General features: G+C 38.5%; 18 protein-coding genes. All 18 read left to right on the top strand.

What is annotated here, in order from left to right; genetic code table 11:
• Positions 1–371 precede the first annotated feature (371 nt).
• The 18 genes from rpsB to truB all read left to right on the top strand — a co-directional run bounded on the left by rpsB (position 372) and on the right by truB (position 21,638).
• Complete coding sequence (gene rpsB / locus JNUCC23_RS08455) at positions 372–1,085, top strand: 30S ribosomal protein S2 (RefSeq protein WP_028392826.1); 714 nt, start codon at positions 372–374, stop codon at positions 1,083–1,085.
• Positions 1,086–1,412: 327 nt separating this feature from the next.
• Entirely contained in the window at positions 1,413–2,294 is an 882-nt protein-coding gene (tsf, locus tag JNUCC23_RS08460) for a translation elongation factor Ts (protein ID WP_403073368.1), read from the top strand.
• A gap of 173 nt (positions 2,295–2,467) precedes the next feature.
• Positions 2,468–3,190, top strand: coding sequence for a UMP kinase (gene pyrH, locus JNUCC23_RS08465; protein WP_062181097.1), 723 nt, complete (start codon positions 2,468–2,470; stop codon positions 3,188–3,190).
• A gap of 1 nt (position 3,191) precedes the next feature.
• Positions 3,192–3,749, top strand: coding sequence for a ribosome recycling factor (frr, locus tag JNUCC23_RS08470; RefSeq protein WP_062181094.1), 558 nt, complete (start codon positions 3,192–3,194; stop codon positions 3,747–3,749).
• Positions 3,750–4,384: 635 nt separating this feature from the next.
• A complete protein-coding gene (locus JNUCC23_RS08475; protein ID WP_062181091.1) occupies positions 4,385–5,158 on the top strand; it encodes an isoprenyl transferase in 774 nt (257 codons plus the stop codon).
• A 25-nt stretch (positions 5,159–5,183) separates the two neighbouring features.
• Complete coding sequence (locus JNUCC23_RS08480) at positions 5,184–5,975, top strand: phosphatidate cytidylyltransferase (protein ID WP_062181088.1); 792 nt, start codon at positions 5,184–5,186, stop codon at positions 5,973–5,975.
• Between the two features lie 31 nt (positions 5,976–6,006).
• Positions 6,007–7,158, top strand: a complete 1,152-nt coding sequence (locus tag JNUCC23_RS08485) for a 1-deoxy-D-xylulose-5-phosphate reductoisomerase (protein WP_403073373.1) — start codon at positions 6,007–6,009, stop codon at positions 7,156–7,158.
• Between the two features lie 22 nt (positions 7,159–7,180).
• Complete coding sequence (rseP, locus tag JNUCC23_RS08490) at positions 7,181–8,440, top strand: RIP metalloprotease RseP (RefSeq protein WP_062183308.1); 1,260 nt, start codon at positions 7,181–7,183, stop codon at positions 8,438–8,440.
• A 256-nt stretch (positions 8,441–8,696) separates the two neighbouring features.
• On the top strand, positions 8,697–10,400 hold the full coding sequence (locus JNUCC23_RS08495) for a proline--tRNA ligase (RefSeq protein ID WP_454215228.1): 1,704 nt from the start codon (positions 8,697–8,699) through the stop codon (positions 10,398–10,400).
• Positions 10,401–10,668: 268 nt separating this feature from the next.
• Positions 10,669–14,979, top strand: coding sequence for a PolC-type DNA polymerase III (locus JNUCC23_RS08500; protein ID WP_403074010.1), 4,311 nt, complete (start codon positions 10,669–10,671; stop codon positions 14,977–14,979).
• 252 nt (positions 14,980–15,231) lie between these two features.
• Positions 15,232–15,705, top strand: coding sequence for a ribosome maturation factor RimP (rimP, locus tag JNUCC23_RS08505; protein ID WP_403073375.1), 474 nt, complete (start codon positions 15,232–15,234; stop codon positions 15,703–15,705).
• A 23-nt stretch (positions 15,706–15,728) separates the two neighbouring features.
• Complete coding sequence (gene nusA, locus JNUCC23_RS08510) at positions 15,729–16,853, top strand: transcription termination factor NusA (RefSeq protein ID WP_454215230.1); 1,125 nt, start codon at positions 15,729–15,731, stop codon at positions 16,851–16,853.
• A 17-nt stretch (positions 16,854–16,870) separates the two neighbouring features.
• Complete coding sequence (gene rnpM / locus JNUCC23_RS08515; protein ID WP_062181074.1) at positions 16,871–17,146, top strand: RNase P modulator RnpM; 276 nt, start codon at positions 16,871–16,873, stop codon at positions 17,144–17,146.
• On the top strand, positions 17,143–17,442 hold the full coding sequence (locus JNUCC23_RS08520) for a YlxQ family RNA-binding protein (RefSeq protein WP_062181072.1): 300 nt from the start codon (positions 17,143–17,145) through the stop codon (positions 17,440–17,442). The genes rnpM and JNUCC23_RS08520 overlap by 4 nt, the downstream gene beginning before the upstream one ends.
• Positions 17,443–17,461: 19 nt before the next feature.
• Positions 17,462–19,636 (top strand): translation initiation factor IF-2, encoded by a 2,175-nt coding sequence (gene infB / locus JNUCC23_RS08525; RefSeq protein ID WP_403073378.1) that lies wholly within the window; start codon positions 17,462–17,464, stop codon positions 19,634–19,636.
• Positions 19,633–19,914 (top strand): DUF503 domain-containing protein, encoded by a 282-nt coding sequence (locus tag JNUCC23_RS08530; protein ID WP_062181066.1) that lies wholly within the window; start codon positions 19,633–19,635, stop codon positions 19,912–19,914. Before infB ends, JNUCC23_RS08530 begins: the two co-directional genes overlap by 4 nt.
• Positions 19,915–19,933: 19 nt before the next feature.
• On the top strand, positions 19,934–20,299 hold the full coding sequence (gene rbfA, locus JNUCC23_RS08535) for a 30S ribosome-binding factor RbfA (protein ID WP_062181063.1): 366 nt from the start codon (positions 19,934–19,936) through the stop codon (positions 20,297–20,299).
• A gap of 415 nt (positions 20,300–20,714) precedes the next feature.
• Positions 20,715–21,638 (top strand): tRNA pseudouridine(55) synthase TruB, encoded by a 924-nt coding sequence (truB, locus tag JNUCC23_RS08540; RefSeq protein ID WP_062181060.1) that lies wholly within the window; start codon positions 20,715–20,717, stop codon positions 21,636–21,638.
• Positions 21,639–21,659 lie beyond the last annotated feature (21 nt).

The following is a 21,659-nucleotide window of genomic DNA, read 5'->3' on the forward strand; positions in this document are numbered from 1 at the left end:
TTATGCTTGCCGGACTATCACAGGACGTGAGGGATCTTAGGAGACGTACCTTAGACCAGTCGCCTCGCTTTTTGAAGTAAATCCCCGATTGGTGAGATACAGTGAAACTTACCGAGAGTTGCGCAGAGGTTTAGTAGAACGGGACTAACCATTAGTGGGAATGAAGAAACCCCACTGATGGAAGTTTCATTTTATTAAGATTTAATAGACAATCGTGAAAACTACTTGCTTGTATTTTGTGATTATGCTATAGTTTGTAATGGTGTTATTACACACGTTTCGTAATCTAGTCAGATGGTGCTGTTTCGACAGTGTCTGCATGGAAATGATCGAAGCGGAGGATAAACAAAACCATTTAGGAGGAACTAATAATGTCAGTAATTTCAATGAAACAATTGCTTGAAGCTGGTGTACACTTTGGACACCAAACACGTCGCTGGAACCCAAAAATGAAGAAGTATATCTTCACTGAGCGTAACGGTATCTACATCATCGATCTTCAAAAAACAGTGAAAAAAGTTGATGAAGCATACAATTTTGTTAAAGAATTAGCTGCTAATGGCGGAACAATTCTATTTGTTGGTACAAAAAAACAAGCTCAAGAGTCTGTTAAAGAAGAAGCAATCCGCTCTGGTATGTACTATGTTAACCAACGCTGGTTGGGTGGAACTTTAACTAACTTTGAAACAATTCAAAAACGTATTGCTCGTCTTAAAGAAATCGAAAAGATGGAAGAAAACGGGACATTCGAAGTACTTCCTAAAAAAGAAGTTATCCAACTTAAAAAAGAATGGGATCGCTTAGAAAAATTCCTAGGCGGTATTAAAGATATGAAAACTATCCCGGATGCGATTTTCATTATTGATCCACGCAAAGAGCGTATCGCAGTTGCGGAAGCTCATAAATTGAACATCCCTCTAGTTGGTATTGTTGATACAAACTGTGATCCAGATGAGATCGATGTTGTCATCCCAGCTAACGACGATGCAATCCGTGCAGTTAAATTATTAACTGGTAAAATGGCAGATGCTATTCTTGAAGCTAAACAAGGCGAAGAAACTGCTGCAGAGCCAGCTAACGCTTAATCTGTATTAATAATTTAGCCTGGCGCTAAAACGCGCCAATTTAGTATAAAGGACAAATTATTTGATGTGCTAAACTCACTTCATTAAAAAGGTGGCGGAGATAAGTCAGATTTCGTAAGCTTACTCCTAGACTAATATGACACTAACAATGGTTGGACATAAATGTATTTTACGGAGTTCCGTCCCCTTGTCCTTCATACAAAAAAGGTGATAAGAGGATAATGCCTTTTATCACCTTTTTTTGGGATTACATATTGCGCTTTGCATTTGAACCCGAAATTTTGTTTGAGATTTGTATATTGTATTTAATAAGAGGAGGATTTTATAATGGCAATTAGTGCACAATTAGTAAAAGAATTGCGTGAAAAAACTGGTGCAGGGATGATGGACTGTAAAAAAGCCCTTGTTCAAACTGATGGAGATATGGAAAAAGCAATTGATTTCCTTCGTGAAAAAGGAATTGCAAAAGCAGCAAACAAAGGTGATCGTATTGCTGCTGAAGGGTTAACTTCAATTATTGTAGACGGAAATGAAGCGGTAATTCTTGAAGTAAACTCAGAAACTGATTTCGTAGCAAAAAATGAAGGATTCCAAGCGCTAGTAAAAGAACTAGGAGAGCACTTACTTGCTAACAAACCAGCAACTGTAGAAGAAGCTCTTGAGCAAACAATCAACGGTGTAAAAGTTGCTGATCATATCAATGCAGCGGTTGCTAAAATCGGTGAAAAATTAACATTACGTCGTTTTGAAGTCGTTACAAAAACAGACAACGATGCATTCGGTGCATACCTTCATATGGGCGGTAGAATCAGTGTGCTTTCTCTTCTTGAAGGAACAACTGATGCAGAAGCAGCTAAAGACGTATCTATGCACATTGCTGCTCTAAAACCGAAATACGTATCTCGTGACCAAGTGGACGCAAGTGAACTTGATCGTGAGAGAGAAGTATTGACTCAACAAGCTTTAAACGAAGGAAAACCAGAAAAAATTGTTGCGAAAATGGTTGAGGGACGTATCAATAAATTCTACGAAGAAATTTGTGTTGTAGACCAAACTTTCGTTAAAAATCCTGACCAAAAGGTTGGACAATTTGTTGAATCAAAAGGCGGAAGCGTTAAATCTTTCGTTCGTTTTGAAGTAGGCGAAGGAATTGAAAAACGTCAAGAAAACTTTGCTGAAGAAGTAATGAACCAAGTTAAAAAAGACTAATTTACACTTGAATTGGTTAAATAGGGAGCACAAATGTGTTCCCTATTTTTGAACCGTAATGGAACATAAGAGCCGAGGCTTGAATGTGGTTCGACTCATTAAGTTATCCATTAAAAAGTTCAGTAAAATGTGAAAGTTAAAATGAAATTAGATTACATAGTTGGAGGTTCTAGATGAGCAACCCGAAATATAAACGAGTCGTATTAAAGCTAAGCGGTGAAGCACTAGCCGGTGCTGAAGGTTTTGGAATCAATCCAGCCGTTATTAAATCAATTGCTGAACAAGTAAAAGAAGTAGCTGAACTAGATGTTGAAGTGGCAGTCGTTGTCGGCGGAGGAAATATTTGGCGAGGTAAAATCGGAAGTGAAATGGGAATGGACCGTGCAAATGCCGATTACATGGGCATGCTTGCAACCGTCATGAATTCATTAGCACTTCAAGACAGCTTAGAACAGCTTGGGATTGAAACGCGCGTTCAAACTTCAATTGAAATGAGACAAATTGCAGAACCTTATATTAGACGCCGTGCAATCAGACATCTTGAGAAAAAACGAGTCGTTATATTTGCGGCTGGAACCGGAAATCCTTACTTTTCTACAGATACGACAGCAGCGCTTCGAGCAGCCGAAATTGAAGCGGAAGTCATTCTGATGGCAAAGAACAATGTTGACGGAGTTTACAATGCAGATCCTGCAAAAGACAAAAACGCAGTTAAATATGATCAGCTAACCTATTTAGATGTGTTGAATGAAGGCTTAGAAGTCATGGATTCGACAGCTTCTTCACTTTGTATGGATAACAATATTCCATTAATGGTCTTTTCTATTATGGAAAAAGGAAATATTAAACGAGTTGTGATGGGCGAATCGCTCGGAACGATTGTTAGGGGGAAATAAAATGCCAAAACAAGTTATTGACAATTCAAAAACAAAAATGGAAAAGGCAATTTCAGCTTATACGCGAGAATTGGCTAGTATCCGTGCTGGCCGTGCTAATGCTTCATTGCTAGATAGGATATCTGTTGAATATTACGGTGCACCGACTCCGGTTAATCAAGTAGCAGGAATTTCTGTTCCAGAAGCAAGACTTTTGGTTATACAGCCTTATGACAAAACAATCCTAGGCGATATCGAAAAAGCGATTCTAAAGTCTGATCTTGGTTTGAATCCTTCCAATGATGGGTCAATCATTCGTATTGCTATCCCTGCATTAACAGAAGAGCGTCGAAAAGAGCTTGTCAAAATGGTTCGTAAGGAAGCAGAAGAAGCTAAAATTGCAATACGTAACATTCGTCGTGATGGAAATGACGATTTGAAAAAGCTTGAGAAGAACGGTGAAATGACTGAAGATGATTTACGTGGTTATTCAGACGATATTCAAAAGCTTACAGATAACAATATTAACAAAATTGACGATATCACGAAGGACAAGGAAAAAGAAATTTTAGAAGTGTAAACCATTCTGTGAGGGTAATGCGAACTGGGCTATGCTACTAAACAATAGATCACATAACTTGAATAAATAGCTAGTTTTACATGGGAATATGTAATATAGTGCCGCTTGCGCTACCTTATTAGATTTGGCTATCTTTACAAAGACTTTTTCGAATAAAATTATGACATATTAAAGCCATATATGTACTTCTGATTAAAGTAATCAACAACCGCCGGACATTCTGTACCATTCAACATAACCTGAATGATAATGTAATGAAGCTCACTGGAGTCTTCTCTAACATTTTACTTAAGGCATACTGAATGGATTGCAAGAATGATTTCGGCTTTTTTTTTGAAAAAATCTGCACATTCTGATTGAACGAGGGATAATCGGTTCATATTGAAAACAGATAGATGAAAATGTGCTTATATATTGCGATAGAGACTTTTGGGTCATTAATAGTTAATTAAAGGTTTTGATCCTGGTTTGTAGTTTCTCTTGGTCATTTTCTTCTAATCGGACAATCTTTTTCATATTAATAATAGGAGAAGCGGTCTTTTTTTGATATTATAATATAGATTCTGTCATTTTCATTTTCGATATAGTATATAGGAATGTGTAGAGAACAGCACTACCTGATGGGGGACAAAAGTATGTATTCAATATGGAAGCGTTTTGGAAAGAAAGATGCTTCTTCCGATTTAGCTCAAAAAATTCAACAAGTAAAAAAATCTTCAGTTCCAAAGCATATCGCCATCATTATGGATGGGAATGGTCGTTGGGCTAAGAAACGTGCCTTGCCGAGAATAGCTGGCCATCATGAGGGAATGAAGGTTGTACGGAAGATCACTAAACTTACAAGCCAGTTAAATGTGAGCATTTTGACGGTGTATGCTTTTTCCACAGAAAATTGGAAGCGCCCGAAAAGTGAAGTGGATTATATTATGAAATTGCCAGAAGAGTTCTTGGGAACATTTTTGCCCGAACTTATCGCTGAGAACGTGAAGGTCGAGATGATGGGTGAAATTGATTTATTACCAGAACATACAAAACGCGCAGTAAAGCAAGCTGTAGAAGAAACAAAGAATAATACAGGTCTTATCTTGAATTTCGCATTGAATTATGGCAGTCGTGCTGAGATACTTATGGCTGTTAATAAAACAATAAAAGATGTTAAAAATGGTATAATAGATGAAACTGTAAACGAAGTGCAATTTTCTAACTATTTAATGACTCATGCACTGCCTGATCCTGACCTTTTGATTAGGACGAGTGGAGAAATTCGTTTAAGCAATTTTATGCTTTGGCAGGCTGCATATTCAGAACTATGGTTTACTGATGTTCTCTGGCCTGATTTTAAGGAAGAGCATTTGTTGGAGGCAGTAGAAGAATATCAGAAGCGCACAAGAAGATTCGGTGGTGTCTAGTTAAGAAGGCGAGGAAATGTGATTCATGAAGCAAAGAATTATTACGGGTATTATTGCAGCTGCTGTATTTTTACCCATCGTTATTTTAGGTAAGCTTCCATTTCTAGTACTGATTTATTTGCTCGGTACAATTGGTTTATATGAATTGATTCGAATGAAAAAACTGCCGTTGAATTCGTTTGCTTCAGTAATCTCGTTTGTGATGCTCTGGTTAATACTTATCCCAGAATCAGCAAACGGAATTTTGGCAGGTTCCGGCTATGATAAAACGCAAATTATTATTGGGGGAGTATTAGTACTACTCATTTCCACTGTTTTATCGAAAAATCGTTTCATGTTTGATGATGCTGGTTTTTTAGTAATCTCCGTTATCTATATTGGAATGGGCTTTTATTACTTATTTGAAACAAGAGACACAAATGGTTTAACGTATGTATTTTTTGCCTTATTTACGATTTGGGCAACAGATTCAGGCGCCTATTTTATTGGAAAATCGATGGGGAAACGGAAATTATGGCCTGAAATCAGTCCGAATAAAACAATTGGCGGATTTATCGGTGGAATTATTTCTGCATTAGTTATCGCAGTTCTATTTTCTATGTTCTCTACGATTGACAGAACATTAATTGAGCTGTTGTTTATGAGTATTCTTATAGCGATTTTTGGTCAGTTAGGAGATCTTGTACAATCAGCTTATAAACGCCATTATGGTGTCAAGGATTCAGGTAAGCTCTTACCTGGGCACGGTGGGATATTAGATCGATTGGATAGTTTGATTTTCATTTTACCGATTTTGCATTTTTTACAAATTCTTTAATGTTTGAATTGGTTTTAGGAGATGAATGACAATGAAATATATTAGTCTTTTGGGTGCTTCTGGTTCGATTGGTCAACAAACAGCAGATGTTGTTCGACAACATCCAGATCAATTTAAAATTGTCGCTTTTTCTGTTGGGAAAAATGTGGAACTAGCTAGAAAATATATTAGTGAGTTTCAACCAAGTCTAGTTTGTGTTCAAACAAAGGAAGATTCTCAAACTTTACAATCGGAATTCTTGGGAACAGGTATTTATTTTACATATGGTGATGAAGGGTTAATTGAAACTGCTGTTTTTGACAAAGCAGATATTCTGGTAAATGCGGTAATTGGTAGCGTTGGTTTGTTTCCAACGCTTCAAGCAATCAAAGCAAAGAAGGATATCGCTTTAGCGAATAAGGAAACATTAGTGACAGCGGGGCATTTAGTCATCGAAGAAGCAAGGAAAGCTAGCGTTAAACTACTTCCTGTTGATAGTGAACATTCAGCTATTTTTCAGGCTTTACAAGGTGAAAAAGAAAAAAATATGGAACGCTTGATTATTACGGCTTCAGGCGGTAGTTTCAGAGATCTCTCCCGTGCGGAATTGGTAGGGGTAACCGTAGATCAGGCACTTAACCATCCAAATTGGTCAATGGGTGCGAAAATTACGATTGACTCCGCTTCGATGATGAATAAAGGGCTTGAAGTAATTGAAGCACACTGGTTGTTTAATCTCCCATACGAAAAGATTGATGTTTTGCTTCATAAGGAAAGTATTATTCATTCAATGGTAGAGTTTCATGATTCTAGTGTGATCGCACAACTAGGTACACCAGATATGAGAGTACCCATTCAGTATGCTCTTACCTATCCGGATCGCCTTCCACTGTCAACAAGCCATCGATTAAACCTGGCTGAGATCGGGAAGCTACACTTTGCGGAGATGGATTTTAATCGTTTCCCATGTTTGCAATTTGCATATGAAGCAGGTAAAATAGGCGGAACAATGCCAACCGTCCTAAATGCAGCAAACGAGGTTGCAGTTTCGGGATTTTTAAAAGGAAAAATCTCTTTCTTAGAAATCGAAACATACATTGAACAAGCGTTAAATCGTCATACACCAATTGATAATCCAGATCTTACGACGATTCAAGAAGTGGATGTAAGTACACGTAGATTTATTCAAACATTACTGAAATAGAGGTGAAATGCACGTGCAAACATTGCAAACTGTAATTTCCTTTATCGTTATTTTTGGATCCCTTGTTTTTTTTCACGAACTGGGACATTTAGTATTCGCGAAACGTGCAGGGATACTATGTAGGGAATTTGCAATTGGTTTCGGACCGAAAGTATTCACCTATAAAAAAAAGGAAACTGTTTATACGATTAGACTGCTTCCACTTGGCGGTTATGTTCGTATGGCAGGTGAAGATGCCGAAAATCCAGAACTAAAGCCTGGATATCGTATCGGGTTAGTTACAGATGAAAGTAGCCTAGTTAAGCAAATCGTTTTAAATAATAAAGATAAATATCCTGATATTCGTATTATCGAAGTGGAATCGGCGGATCTTGAACATAAGCTTCTTATTCAAGGGTATGAGGATGGCGATGAGGGAGAATTAAAGACCTTTCGTATTCATGAAGAAGCCGTTGTTGTAGAAGATGGTGTGGAGAATCAAATTGCTCCTTATGATCGACAATTTGTATCCAAATCACTTGGACATAGAACGCTGACGATTTTTGCCGGTCCGATGATGAACTTTGTGCTGGCATTTGTTATCTTTGTCATGATTGGATTATTTCAAGGGATTGCAGTCAATGAGTCAAGACTTGGTGAGTTAACGGATGATGGCTCTGCGATTGCTTCTGGATTAAAGGCTGGAGATGAAATTCAATCGATCAATGGAGATGAAGTCACTACATGGGAAGATGTTCAAGGAAATATTCAAAAACATCCCGGTAAAGAAATTGAATTTGTAATCTTACGTGATGGTCAGACATTATCCATTCCGGTCGTACCTAAAGAAGTAGAACGAGAAGGTGAGAAGATCGGTGTGATCGGTGTTTATGCCCCAGTAGAAAAATCACCGCTAAAGGCATTTTCGTACGGTTTAACTGAAACTTATCACTGGACGAAACAAATCTTTGTCATTCTAGGACAATTAATTACAGGTGGATTTACACTTGATAGCTTATCTGGTCCTGTGGGGATTTATAAATCCACTGAAGAGGTTGCTAAGTCAGGAATATTCATGTTAATGAAATGGGCAGGGTTACTAAGCATTAACCTTGGGATCATGAACTTACTACCATTACCAGCACTTGATGGCGGCAGACTCTTATTCTTCCTCGTCGAATTTCTACGAGGAAAGCCAATTGACCGCCAAAAAGAAGGCATTGTCCACTTTATAGGATTTGCACTCTTGATGTTATTGATGATTATGGTTACATGGAATGATATCCAACGATTTTTCTTATGATTAATACCTAAAATTTCTAATTGCTTATATGAAATACAAAACAGTCAAAAGACGATAGTGCATTTTGGAACTGTGCTGTTGTCTTTTTGTCACGTTCAACGAATTATCTCCTATATAATTTGTAAACCTAAGGTTTGATTTCTATATCTTTAAGCGTAGAATTGCTGAATTTTCTCCTGTATAATTTGATAGAAGGAATTAAAAAGCACGACCGTGATTAAAAATAAAGGTTCCTATTTATAAAAGAGGTGCAATGATGAAACAAAGTATGACGTTCATTCCAACATTAAGAGAAGTACCTGCAGATGCAGAAATTAGAAGTCACCAGCTTTTACTACGGGCAGGCTATATGCGACAAAATTCTAGTGGTGTATATAGTTTTCTACCATTAGGAAAAAAGGTGCTACAAAAGGTAGAGCAGATAGTACGTGAAGAAATGGATAATGCAGGTTCAGTAGAACTATTAATGCCTGCGCTCCAGCAAGCAGAATTTTGGCAGGAGTCAGGTCGCTGGTATACATATGGACCGGAACTTATGAGATTAAAAGATCGTCATGATCGTGAATTTGCCCTAGGTGCAACACATGAAGAAGTGATCACGAGCCTAGTTCGCGATGAAATTAAATCTTATAAGCGTTTGCCATTAACTGTTTATCAAATTCAGACGAAATTCAGGGATGAAAAAAGGCCACGTTTCGGATTACTACGCGGTCGTGAATTCATAATGAAAGACGCATATTCCTTCCATTCTAGTCAGGAAAGTTTAGATGAGGTTTATCAAAGATTGTTCACAGCCTATTCAAATATATTCAGTCGATGTGGATTAGATTTCCGTGCTGTTATTGCTGATTCCGGGGCGATGGGTGGAAAAGACACACACGAATTTATGGTTCTATCTGAAGTAGGGGAGGATACAATTGCCTACTCAGACAGCTCGGATTATGCAGCCAATATTGAAATGGCGCCTGTTGTATTAGAAGATGTGACAAACACCGAACAAGCAAAAGATTTAGCAAAAGTTGAAACAATCGGCAAAAAAACAATTGAAGAAGTGGCTAGTTTCCTACAAACAGATGCGAAAGCTTGCATCAAATCACTTCTTTTCAAAGTGGACGAAAAGTTTGTATTAGTATTAGTTCGCGGCGATCATGAAGTGAATGATATTAAATTAAAAAACATCTTCGGCGCAGCAAATGTGGATCTGGCTTCTGCTACAGATACGGAAGAAATACTAGGTTGTGCTATAGGTTCACTTGGTCCCATTAAATCTTCTGCAAATGTTGAAGTGATTGCAGATCAAGCCGTTGAAAAGTTAGTCAATGCAGTGTGTGGTGCCAATGAAGAGGATTACCATTATGTGAATGTAAATCCTGGCCGCGATTTCTCCGTATCTCAATACGCGGATATTCGCTTTATTCAAGAAGGGGATAAATCTCCAGATGGAAATGGATTAATTAAGTTTGCAGAAGGAATCGAAGTAGGGCATGTGTTCAAGCTTGGAACGAGGTATAGCGAAGCGATGAATGCTGTTTACTTGGATGAAAACGGCCGTAATCAACCAATGATTATGGGGTGCTATGGAATTGGCGTTTCCCGGACACTTGCTGCAGTTGCAGAGCAGTTTAATGATGAAAAAGGTCTCCTATGGCCAACCAATTTAGCTCCTTATCATGTCCACTTGATCCCTGTTAATATGAAGGATGAAACTCAAGCTGCTCTTGCTGAGGAATTATATAGCTCATTGAAAAAACAAGGCTATGATGTACTTATGGATGATCGTCAAGAGCGTCCAGGTGTCAAATTCGCTGATTCGGATTTAATTGGATTGCCAGTTCGAATCACAGTTGGGAAGAAAGCATCTGAAGGGATCATTGAAGTGAAAATTAGAAAGTCAGGCGAAATGCTGGAAATCGGTACAGACGCCTTAGTGGAAACTTTGTCTGAAATCCTAGGCAAATAATAAAAATAGAGCAATAGAAAGGCATCGGTCATTATGAAGATGCCTTTTTCTATGTGAGCATAACTCTTACCAATTCGAAATAATTAATAGAAAATAGGAAAACTTTACAAAGTGTTAATGGGGAATTCTGGTTCTGCAGGATAAGAAGAATATTCTTGTTGTGGTATAATTACCACTGTTACATTTTGAACATGAAGGCGCCCTGCCGTTTCTATATTTAGTTTGAAAAATGTAAAAGAAAGAAGGAGGATGACAATTGGATCAACAAATGAACAACGGTCGAGAGAGGTTTCAACTCTTGCTCAGTCAGCTTAAGTTAACGGATGATGCATTTGTACAGTATTTTTATGGTGCTGAGATTGAAAAACTTTTGATTGAAAGAGAATCAAAGAGCTGGCATTTTGTCTTCAAACTTGAAGAACTAATTCCTTTTCGTGTTCATGCAAAATTCTCTACACAGCTTGCGAGTACATTTGCTCACATTGCTAAGATATCATTTAGCTTCAATGTGCTTCAGCCAAAGGTTACAGAAGAATTGGTCAAGGAATACTGGAAAAATTGCTTAAGTGAACTTCAAGGGATTTCACCAGCACTGCTCTCGCTTTTAAATGAGCAAGATCCAAAGATTGTAGGTCATCGGATTATTGTTTCTGCTCGAAATGAAGCAGAAGCTGGTCAGTTAAAGAAAAAGTATTCAAGTTTGATTTCTAACAACTATCAAGTATTAGGCTTTCCTCCAATGTCGCTCGAAGCAGAAGTAGCCGAAATTAAATCAAATAATGATTATCAGCAGTTCTTAAAAGAGAAACAAAAAGAAGACGAAGAAAAAGGTTTGGCAGCATTACTCGAAATGCAGAAGAAGGAAAGTGAAAAATCAGCGGATGGATCTCAATATGAAGGACCTGTTAAAATCGGTTATACGATTAAGGAGGATGCTGATTTCAGACGTCTTGAACAAATCATGGAAGAAGAAAGAAGAATTGCGATTGAAGGATATGTGTTTGATGCTGAAGTCAAAGAACTTCGCAGTGGCAGAACATTACTGACCTTTAAAGTAACGGATTATACAAGCTCAATTATTGTGAAAGTATTTTCAAGAGACAAAGAAGATGCAGCCATTTTGGCCAGGGTGAAAAAAGGGATGTGGGTCCGAGCCCAAGGAAGTATCCAAACTGATACATTCATTCGTGATTTAGTCATGATGGCAAATGATATTAACGAAATTACGAAGCAAGGCCGTATCGACTATGCGCCAGAAGGTGAAAAACGGGTCGAGCTTCACCTTCATACACCGATGAGCCAAATGGATGCAGTCTCACCAGTTTCAGCGCTCGTTTCCCAAGCGAAGAAATGGGGACATACAGCGATTGCGATAACGGATCATGGTGGTGTTCAATCATTCCCAGAAGCGTTTAGTGCTGGTAAGAAAAACGGTATTAAAATCCTGTATGGAGTAGAAGCGAATTTAGTCGATGATGGGGTCCCAATTGCTTATAATGATGCGCACCGTCTGCTCGAAGAAGATACGTATGTTGTTTTTGATGTAGAAACGACTGGTTTATCAGCTGTTTACGATACGATTATTGAGCTTGCAGCAGTGAAAATTCAAAACGGGGAAATTATCGACCGTTTTGAATCGTTTGCAAACCCGCATCACCCTTTATCAGCGACAACTATCGATTTGACTGGTATTACAGATGATCTTGTGGAAAATGCTCCAGATGTGCCGGAAGTTCTTGAAAAGTTTCGGGTTTGGGCCGATGATGCAATCTTAGTTGCCCATAATGCAAGCTTTGATATGGGGTTTTTAAATGTTGGCTATAAAAAGATGGGGCATCCCAAAGCTGCAAATCCTGTTATCGATACATTAGAATTAGGTCGCTTTCTGTATCCAGAATTCAAAAATCATCGTTTGAATACGTTGGCTAAAAAGTTCGATATTGAACTGACCCAGCATCACAGGGCCATTTATGATGCTGAAGCAACGGGATATTTACTTTTAAAAATGCTCAAAGATGCTTTAGAAAAAGAAATCCTGTATCACGACCAATTCAATGAGCATATGGGTGCCGGAAATGCTTATCAGCGCTCAAGACCTTATCATTGTACGCTCATCGCCCAGACTCAAGCGGGATTGAAGAATTTATTTAAGCTTGTGTCCCTTTCTCATATCGATTATTTTTATCGAGTACCTCGGATTCCTCGATCAAAGCTGAAAAAGTATCGTGAAGGAATTTTGATTGGCTCTGGATGTAATAAAGGTGAAGTGTTCGAGGGAATGATGCAGAAAGGATTCGACGAAGTCACCGAGATTGCCGAATTTTACGATTATCTCGAGATTCATCCGAAAGATGTTTATCAACATATGATTGAAATGGAATATATTCGCGATGAAAAATCATTAGAGGGTATTCTTTCTAATATTGTGAAACTCGGGGAAAAGCTAAATAAGCCAGTTGTGGCAACAGGGAATGTTCATTATCTTGAGCCGAATGATAAAATTTACCGCAAAATATTAGTAAATTCACAAGGTGGTGCCAATCCGCTTAACCGTCACAAATTACCGGATGTCCATTTCCGGACCACAGATGAAATGTTAAAGAACTTTGAATTTCTCGGTAAAGATCAAGCTCGGAAAGTTGTCGTTGAAAACACGAATAAGATTGCAGACATGATTGATGACATAAAACCGATTAAAGACGATCTGTATACGCCTAAAATTGAAGGTGCAGATGATGAAATGAGAGACATGAGCTATAGTATGGCACGAAGCATCTATGGAGATAATCTCCCTGAAATCGTAGAAGCACGTCTTGAAAAAGAATTAAAAAGTATAATTGGTCATGGTTTCGCTGTTATTTACTTAATTTCTCATAAGCTCGTAAAAAAATCTCTTGATGACGGCTATCTCGTTGGTTCACGGGGATCCGTCGGTTCATCGTTAGTCGCAACAATGACGGAAATCACAGAGGTTAATCCGTTACCACCACATTATGTTTGTCCAAATTGTAAAAAATCTGAGTTTTTCAATGATGGTTCAGTGAGCTCTGGATTTGACTTACCAGACAAAGACTGTCCAGACTGCGGTACAAGCTATAAAAAAGACGGACAAGATATCCCATTTGAAACGTTTTTGGGGTTTAATGGAGATAAGGTACCTGATATCGATTTGAATTTTTCCGGTGAATACCAACCCAATGCTCATAACTATACAAAGGTATTATTTGGAGAAGATTATGTTTTCCGTGCTGGGACCATTGGTACAGTTGCTGAGAAGACTGCTTATGGATATGTAAAAGGGTATTCATCTGACAATAATCTTCATATGCGCGGTGCAGAAACCGATCGTCTTGTTGCTGGCTGTACAGGCGTAAAAAGGACGAGTGGTCAGCATCCAGGGGGGATTATCGTAGTACCAAATTATATGGATATTTACGATTTTACACCGATCCAATTCCCAGCGGACGACCGCAATTCAGAGTGGAAAACGACACACTTCGATTTCCACTCTATACATGATAATATTCTAAAACTTGATATATTAGGTCATGATGATCCGACAGTCATAAGAATGCTGCAAGATTTGAGTGGAATTGATCCGAAAACGGTTCCCACCGATGATCCAGAAGTTATGAAGATTTTCAGTGGTACAGAGACCCTCGGAGTCACAGAAGATCAAATTATGTGTAAAACTGGAACGCTTGGCATTCCGGAATTCGGGACCCGGTTTGTCCGTCAAATGCTTGAAGATACGAAACCGACGACATTCTCGGAACTTGTTCAGATTTCAGGACTTTCACATGGAACCGATGTATGGCTTGGAAATGCTCAAGAACTGATTCATAACCGGATTTGTACGCTGAGTGAAGTTATTGGCTGCCGGGATGATATAATGGTGTATTTAATTTATCAAGGTCTAGAACCTTCCCTTGCATTTAAAATTATGGAATCTGTTCGTAAAGGGAAAGGACTGACTGAAGAATTTGAAGCAAGCATGAGGGAAAATGAAGTTCCTGAATGGTATATTGATTCTTGTAAAAAAATAAAATATATGTTCCCGAAGGCTCACGCAGCTGCATACGTATTAATGGCGGTGCGAATCGCTTATTTCAAAGTACATTTACCATTATTGTATTATGCAGCATATTTCACGGTAAGAGCCGAAGATTTTGAAATTGAAGCGATGACAAGGGGATCCCAAGCTATTCGTTCAAAAGTAGAAGAGATAAATGCGAAAGGACTTGATGCGTCAACTAAGGAAAAAAATACGCTGACAGTGCTGGAACTAGCACTTGAAATGTGTGAACGGGGCTATTCATTCAGTAAAGTTGATTTGTATAAATCAAGCGCAGATGAGTTTCTCATTGAAGGGAATTCACTAATTCCTCCATTCAATTCAATTCCTGGACTTGGAACGAATGCAGCGATCAATATAGTGCGTGCTCGCGAAACTGGAGAATTCCTTTCCAAAGAGGATCTTCAACAGCGTGGAAAAGTATCGAAAACCATCCTGGAGTATTTGGACAAGCAGGGCTGCTTAGAATCATTGCCTGATCAAAACCAACTTTCTCTGTTTTGAAAACTGCTTTTGACAAAATACGAAGAGATAAACGCGGGCATTATATTCGCCAAACCTTATGAAATAAGGAAATCGAACGAACAAAGCTTGCACTTTATTTGCATAAATCCCTTGACTATGGTATATTTTTATTGGAAATACTAAGCAGAACCAATGGAAAGAGTGGGGAAACCCACTCTTTCGTGTTGTAATTGACTAAATTTTTGAATCCATTACAAAGATATGTATACGGACCATGTATGGAGGAAACGAATGAGTAAAAAAGTAACGGAAACCGTAGAAGAACTTGTGATTCCAATTTTAGATGAATTGGCACTTGAATTGGTAGAAGTCGAGTATGTCAAAGAAGGAAAAAGTTGGTTTCTTCGTGTTTATATTGACAAAGAAACTGGTGTGGACATTGAGGACTGTGGAACAGTAAGTGAAAAATTAGGCGAAAAACTGGACGAAACAGATCCAATTCCGCAAAACTACTTCCTTGAAGTTTCGTCTCCTGGAGCGGAAAGGCCTTTGAAAAAAGAGCAGGATTTTCAAAAAGCACTTGGGAAAAATGTTTACATAAAAACATATGAACCAATCTTGGATGAAAAAGAGTTTGAAGGAACCTTGAAAAGCTTTGACGGAAATGAAGTAACGATAGAAATGAAAATCAAAACTAGAAAGAAAACGGTAGTAATCCCTTTTGAGAAGGTTGCTAAAGCAAGGTTAGCCGTTACATTTTCTTAAAAAATATTTAAGGGGGAACAACCATGAGCAGTGAGTTATTGGATGCTCTCAATGTTTTAGAAAAAGATAAAGGAATTTCAAAAGAAGTTCTGATTGATGCCATTGAGGCAGCGTTGATTTCGGCATACCGTCGTAATTTTAATCAGGCGCAGAATGTTCGTATCGATTTAAATTTTGAAAAAGGTACAATGAGAGTTTTTGCAAGAAAGGACGTTGTGGATCAGGTGTTTGATGCACGACTTGAAATCTCTTTGGAAGAAGCAAAACAAATTAACCCTAGCTATCAGCTTGAAGATGTTGTAGAGCTGGAAGTTACACCGAAGGATTTTGGAAGGATTGCGGCACAGACTGCTAAGCAGGTTGTCACACAACGAGTACGTGAGGCGGAACGTGGTATCATATATTCAGAATTCATTGACCGTGAAGAAGACATTATGACCGGAATTGTTCAACGTCATGATTCTCGGTTTATTTATGTTAGTTTAGGGAAAATTGAGGCATTGCTACCTATTAGTGAACAAATGCCAAATGAACAATATAAACCACATGACCGAATTAAAGTGTTTATCACGAAAGTCGAAAAAACTTCAAAAGGTCCGCAAATATTCGTATCACGCACACATCCTGGCCTATTAAAGCGATTATTTGAAATTGAAGTTCCAGAGATTTTTGATGGAACAGTCGAAATCAAATCGGTTGCACGTGAAGCTGGCGATCGCTCTAAAATTTCCGTTCATTCTGATAATGAAGAAGTCGATCCGGTAGGTTCATGTGTGGGTCAAAAAGGACAGCGAGTTCAAGCGATTGTTAACGAGCTTAAAGGCGAAAAAATCGATATCGTTAAATGGTCAGAAGATCCGGTCGTATTTGTCGCTAACGCATTAAGCCCATCGAAGGTACTTGAAGTGATCGTTGAAGAAGCAGAAAAAGCAACAACAGTCATTGTTCCTGATTACCAGCTCTCACTTGCTATCGGGAAGCGAGGACAAAATGCACGCTTAGCAGCAAAACTGACTGGCTGGAAGATTGATATTAAAAGTGAAACAGAAGCTCGTGAAGCAGGGATTTATCCAGTTGAAGAACAAGAGTTTCTGTTAAGTAGAGAAAGCTACGTTGATGAAGATGAATTTGTCGAAGATGACGAATAAGGTAGAGGTGATCGATTATGAAAAAAATACCAATGCGCAAATGTGTTGCAACTGGTGAAATGAAGCCGAAGAAAGAGTTGATTCGAATCGTTCGATCAAAAGAGGGCGAAGTAAGCATTGATCCTACAGGGAAAAAAGCTGGGCGTGGTGCTTATTTAACATTAGATCAAGAAACGATTATGCTTGCCAAGAAGAAAAATATCCTGGCCAATCAACTAAGTGCGGCAATCGATCCTTCTATTTATGAACAGCTACTTGAATTAGCGGATAAGGAGAATACTTCTACAAGATGATACAACAATGGATGTCTCTATTAGGTTTAGCAAATCGAGCGCGTAAACTAATTTCAGGAGAAGAATTAGTTGTAAAAGAAGTGAGAAGTGGTAAAGCCAAGCTAGTTATTTTGGCCGCAGATGCTTCTTCCAATACAGAAAAAAAAATCACTGATAAATGCTTGTATTATCAGGTTCCTTTAAAAAAAGTCGAAAATCGGTTTTTACTCGGTCAAGCGATAGGGAAAGATGCACGTGTTACTGTCGCTGTCTTAGATGAAGGTTTTGCAAGAAAACTCCAAACGTTGCTCGATTAAATTTTACGGGGGTGAACGTATGACTAAAATACGTGTACATGAATATGCAAAACAAAAGAACGTTTCAAGCAAGGATGTAATTAATAAACTCAAAGAAATGAATATAGAGGTATCAAACCATATGACAACATTAGACGATTCTACGATCGATAAATTAAATCATTCAATACAACCAAAAACACAACAGCCTACCACAGCTTCTTCCACTGTGGAAAAATATGAAGAAGAAGCAAACGAGAAAAGCAATACAGTTAATAAGGAAAAGGTGAAGAAAAAACCGCCTGTTAAACCGGTTGCAGGCAAAACCTCCCCTCAAGGTGGACAAAGAAACAACTCCAATAGAGGGAAAGGGAATAATTTTAATAACCGTAATAGAAACAATAAAGGCAGAACCCAAACTCAAACACAAGCTCCAGTTCAAAAAAGAAAAGAACGCGAGCTACCTGCTAAAATTACGTTCGTTGAATCATTAACCGTTCAAGAACTTGCTAAGAAATTGCACCGTGAGCCATCGGAAATTATCAAAAAATTATTTATGCTTGGTGTAATGGCTACCATTAACCAAACATTAGACAAAGATGCAATTGAATTGATTGCTGGTGAATACGGTGTTGAAGTAGAAGAAGAAATCTTAGTTGATTTAACAGATCTTGAATCTCTCGTTACTGAAGATGCTCCAGAAAATATGATTGAACGTCCATCAGTTGTTACGATCATGGGTCACGTTGACCATGGTAAAACGACACTACTAGACTCAATCCGTAACACAAAAGTAACAGAGGTAGAAGCTGGTGGAATTACCCAACATATCGGGGCATACCAAGTTGAAGTAAGCGGGAAGAAGATTACGTTCTTGGATACTCCTGGACATGCTGCGTTTACAACGATGCGTGCGCGTGGTGCACAGGTTACCGATATTACCATTCTAGTTGTGGCAGCAGATGATGGCGTAATGCCACAAACGGTAGAGGCAATCAACCATGCTAAAGCAGCAGAGGTTCCAATTATTGTTGCTGTTAATAAAATGGATAAAGAATCTGCCAATCCTGATCGCGTAATGCAGGAATTAACAGAACATGGACTTGTTTCCGAGGCATGGGGTGGAGATACGATATTCGTTCCGATTTCTGCAAAACAAGGTGAAGGAATCGATACTTTGCTTGAAATGGTCTTGCTTGTTGGTGAAGTGGAAGAATACAAAGCAAATCCAGAACGTAGAGCCGTTGGTACAGTAATCGAGTCTCGTCTTGATAAAGGCCGTGGAACAGTTGCTACATTGCTTGTTCAAAACGGTACTCTTAAAATTGGAGACCCAATCGTAGTTGGTAACTCATTCGGGCGTGTACGTGCGATGGTTAACGATCTTGGTCGCCGGGTGAAAGAAGCTGGTCCATCGACACCAGTTGAAATTACAGGCTTGAATGAAGTTCCAGATGCAGGGGATCGTTTTATCGTTTTTGAAGATGAAAAAACAGCCCGTCAAGTCGGGGAAACTCGTGCACAAAGACAACTGGCTTCATCACGTAATGAAAAATCAGTTGTTACACTTGATAACTTGTTTGAGCAAATGAAACAAGGAGAAATAAAAGAATTGAATATCGTTTTGAAAGCAGATGTTCAAGGTTCAGCAGAAGCTGTTGCAGCATCACTTCAAAAAATTGAAGTAGAAGGAGCCAAAGTGAAAATCATTCACTCTGGTGTAGGTGCAATTTCAGAATCTGATATTATCCTTGCTTCTGCTTCAAATGCAATTGTCATTGGGTTTAATGTTCGCCCTGATGTGAACGCTAAGCGAGCTGCAGAAACAGAGAATGTTGAGATTCGTCTTCACCGTATCATTTACAAAGCGATTGAAGAAATTGAAGCAGCGATGAAAGGGATGCTTGATCCTGAATTTGAAGAAAAAGTCATCGGTCAAGCAGAAGTACGTACAACATTCAAAGTTTCAAAAATTGGTACAATTGCTGGTTCCTATGTAACGGACGGAAAAATTACTCGTGACTCTAGCGTGCGTTTAATCCGCCAAGGCATTGTGATTTTTGAAGGTGAATTAGATACATTAAAACGATTTAAAGACGATGTAAAAGAAGTTGCACAAAACTATGAATGTGGAATTACGATTAAGAACTTTAATGACCTTAAAGAAGGAGATGTCATTGAAGCTTACGTTATGGAAGAAATAGAGCGTAAATGATTATCAGTTCTGTCGTTTGTGAATGCATCATTTATGACGCCCATTCTTTAAAGGATAAAAGGGCTGTCTTACAAAGAGTGCTGACAAGGCTAAAACAGAAATTCAATATTTCTGTGAGCGAAGTAGGTTTTCAAGAAACGTGGCAACGAACACAAATTGCCATCGTTGCAGTGACCTCTTCTAGAAAAGCGACTGAGAGAGAAATACAGAATGCCCTGCAATTTCTAGATTCTTTTCCGGAACTAGAACGAACACTAACAGATATAGAATGGCTATAGGACGAGCGAGGTGATGTAAATGAGCCATCGTGCGAATCGTGTAGGCGAGCAAATGAAGAAAGAATTAAGTGAAATCATCGGCCGAAAAATAAAAGACCCCCGGATTGGTTTTGTGACGGTTACAGATGTTGCTGTTACGGGTGACCTTCAACAAGCAACTGTCTATATCTCTGTACTTGGAGATGAAGAGCAAAAAGAAAATACGTTAAAGGGTCTTTCAAAAGCAACAGGTTTCATCCGTTCAGAAATCGGTCAGAGAATCCGTTTAAGGAAAACGCCGGAAATTTCTTTTGAATTTGATGAATCGGTTACTTATGGAAATCGAATCGAATCACTTATTACTCAGATTCATTCAGAGCAGCCTGCTAATAAAGATGAAGAATAACAAGTGAATGAGTGCGTCCCATAAAGAAAAGGTCAGACCTGTACCTACTATATACAGATTATATAAGTGTTTTACTACTTTATACTGCTGTTGGGTGTAAGGTCAGACCCTTTTGGGACACCCGCATTCAGCATTTTTTTCTTTGAAAAAACAGGTAGACAATCGTCTATCTTTTTTTCTGTCAAAAATTAAGAGAATACAAAACGAATATGGCGTTAAAACGCCACTATTGACCATGAAGGATCTATCATTAAGCACGCTATATTGCCTAATCACAATGGGTGGCGGTGCGGAGCCGGAATTTCGGATGCTTTTTCGAGTAAATAAGTATACCTGCTAAGTAGTTTGGCTACATTAGTAAGCCGTGAAGCCCCGTCCCCATGTCCTTCATACAACATGAAAAGAGGTGTCAAAAATGGAAGGGATTTTGCCTTTATTAAAACCTAAAGGAATGACTTCGCATGATTGTGTTTTTAAACTTCGGAAAATCTTAAAAACAAAAAAAGTGGGTCATACAGGCACTCTCGACCCAGATGTTACAGGAGTCTTGCCTATTTGTATTGGAAGGGCCACGAAAATTGCTGAGTATATTACAGATGCTGGAAAAGCATATGAAGGTGAAATCACGCTTGGCTTTTCAACAACTACTGAAGATAGCAGTGGTGAAAAACTGGAAGAAGCAATTATTTCCGATGTGATCACAAGAGAACGAATTCTAGAAGTGTTTCAATCTTTAACTGGTCTAATCACGCAAACACCACCCATGTATTCTGCAGTCAAGGTGAACGGCAAGAAATTATATGAGTATGCCCGAGCTGGTATTGAGGTTGAAAGGCCTTCAAGGGAAGTAACAATTCATGAATTAACATTACTAGATGATCGTGAAGTATTTGCGGGGAATACCATTTCATTTAAATTCAGGGTGAAATGCAGCAAAGGGACATATATACGAACGCTTGCTGTTATGATGGGAGAACGTCTCGGCTATCCAGCTCATATGTCCAGCTTAATTCGAACAGAATCAGCAGGGTTGACTTTAAATGATTGCAAAACGCTTGAAGAAGTGAAAGACCTTTTCGAGGAAGGAAAAGAAAAGGAATTTTTGCTACCGCTTGAACGTGGTCTCTATCATTTGCCGAAATATCAGATTAATGATAAAGTAGCAATGAAAATCTTAAACGGTGCGGTTCTAACGCAACCAGATGATTTAGATTATGTTAAAGGTGAACCATTTGTCATGATAAATGAAAATGGAAGAGCCCTAGCAATTTATCAAGTGCATCCCGTAAAAGAACAAGTAATCAAACCAGTTAAAGTTTTGGTAATAGATGAACTGTGAGGTTTACCGGGAGAAAGAGGA

The sequence above is a fragment of the Peribacillus sp. JNUCC 23 genome (assembly GCF_053653995.1).

Coding starts and splice junctions, on each gene's coding strand:
- rpsB (WP_028392826.1), top strand. CDS start 372: ATGTCAGTAATTTCAATGAAACAATTGCTTGAAGCTGGTGTACACTTT.
- tsf (WP_403073368.1), top strand. CDS start 1,413: ATGGCAATTAGTGCACAATTAGTAAAAGAATTGCGTGAAAAAACTGGT.
- pyrH (WP_062181097.1), top strand. CDS start 2,468: ATGAGCAACCCGAAATATAAACGAGTCGTATTAAAGCTAAGCGGTGAA.
- frr (WP_062181094.1), top strand. CDS start 3,192: ATGCCAAAACAAGTTATTGACAATTCAAAAACAAAAATGGAAAAGGCA.
- JNUCC23_RS08475 (WP_062181091.1), top strand. CDS start 4,385: ATGTATTCAATATGGAAGCGTTTTGGAAAGAAAGATGCTTCTTCCGAT.
- JNUCC23_RS08480 (WP_062181088.1), top strand. CDS start 5,184: ATGAAGCAAAGAATTATTACGGGTATTATTGCAGCTGCTGTATTTTTA.
- JNUCC23_RS08485 (WP_403073373.1), top strand. CDS start 6,007: ATGAAATATATTAGTCTTTTGGGTGCTTCTGGTTCGATTGGTCAACAA.
- JNUCC23_RS08495 (WP_454215228.1), top strand. CDS start 8,697: ATGAAACAAAGTATGACGTTCATTCCAACATTAAGAGAAGTACCTGCA.
- JNUCC23_RS08500 (WP_403074010.1), top strand. CDS start 10,669: ATGAACAACGGTCGAGAGAGGTTTCAACTCTTGCTCAGTCAGCTTAAG.
- rimP (WP_403073375.1), top strand. CDS start 15,232: ATGAGTAAAAAAGTAACGGAAACCGTAGAAGAACTTGTGATTCCAATT.
- nusA (WP_454215230.1), top strand. CDS start 15,729: ATGAGCAGTGAGTTATTGGATGCTCTCAATGTTTTAGAAAAAGATAAA.
- rnpM (WP_062181074.1), top strand. CDS start 16,871: ATGAAAAAAATACCAATGCGCAAATGTGTTGCAACTGGTGAAATGAAG.
- JNUCC23_RS08520 (WP_062181072.1), top strand. CDS start 17,143: ATGATACAACAATGGATGTCTCTATTAGGTTTAGCAAATCGAGCGCGT.
- infB (WP_403073378.1), top strand. CDS start 17,462: ATGACTAAAATACGTGTACATGAATATGCAAAACAAAAGAACGTTTCA.
- JNUCC23_RS08530 (WP_062181066.1), top strand. CDS start 19,633: ATGATTATCAGTTCTGTCGTTTGTGAATGCATCATTTATGACGCCCAT.
- rbfA (WP_062181063.1), top strand. CDS start 19,934: ATGAGCCATCGTGCGAATCGTGTAGGCGAGCAAATGAAGAAAGAATTA.
- truB (WP_062181060.1), top strand. CDS start 20,715: ATGGAAGGGATTTTGCCTTTATTAAAACCTAAAGGAATGACTTCGCAT.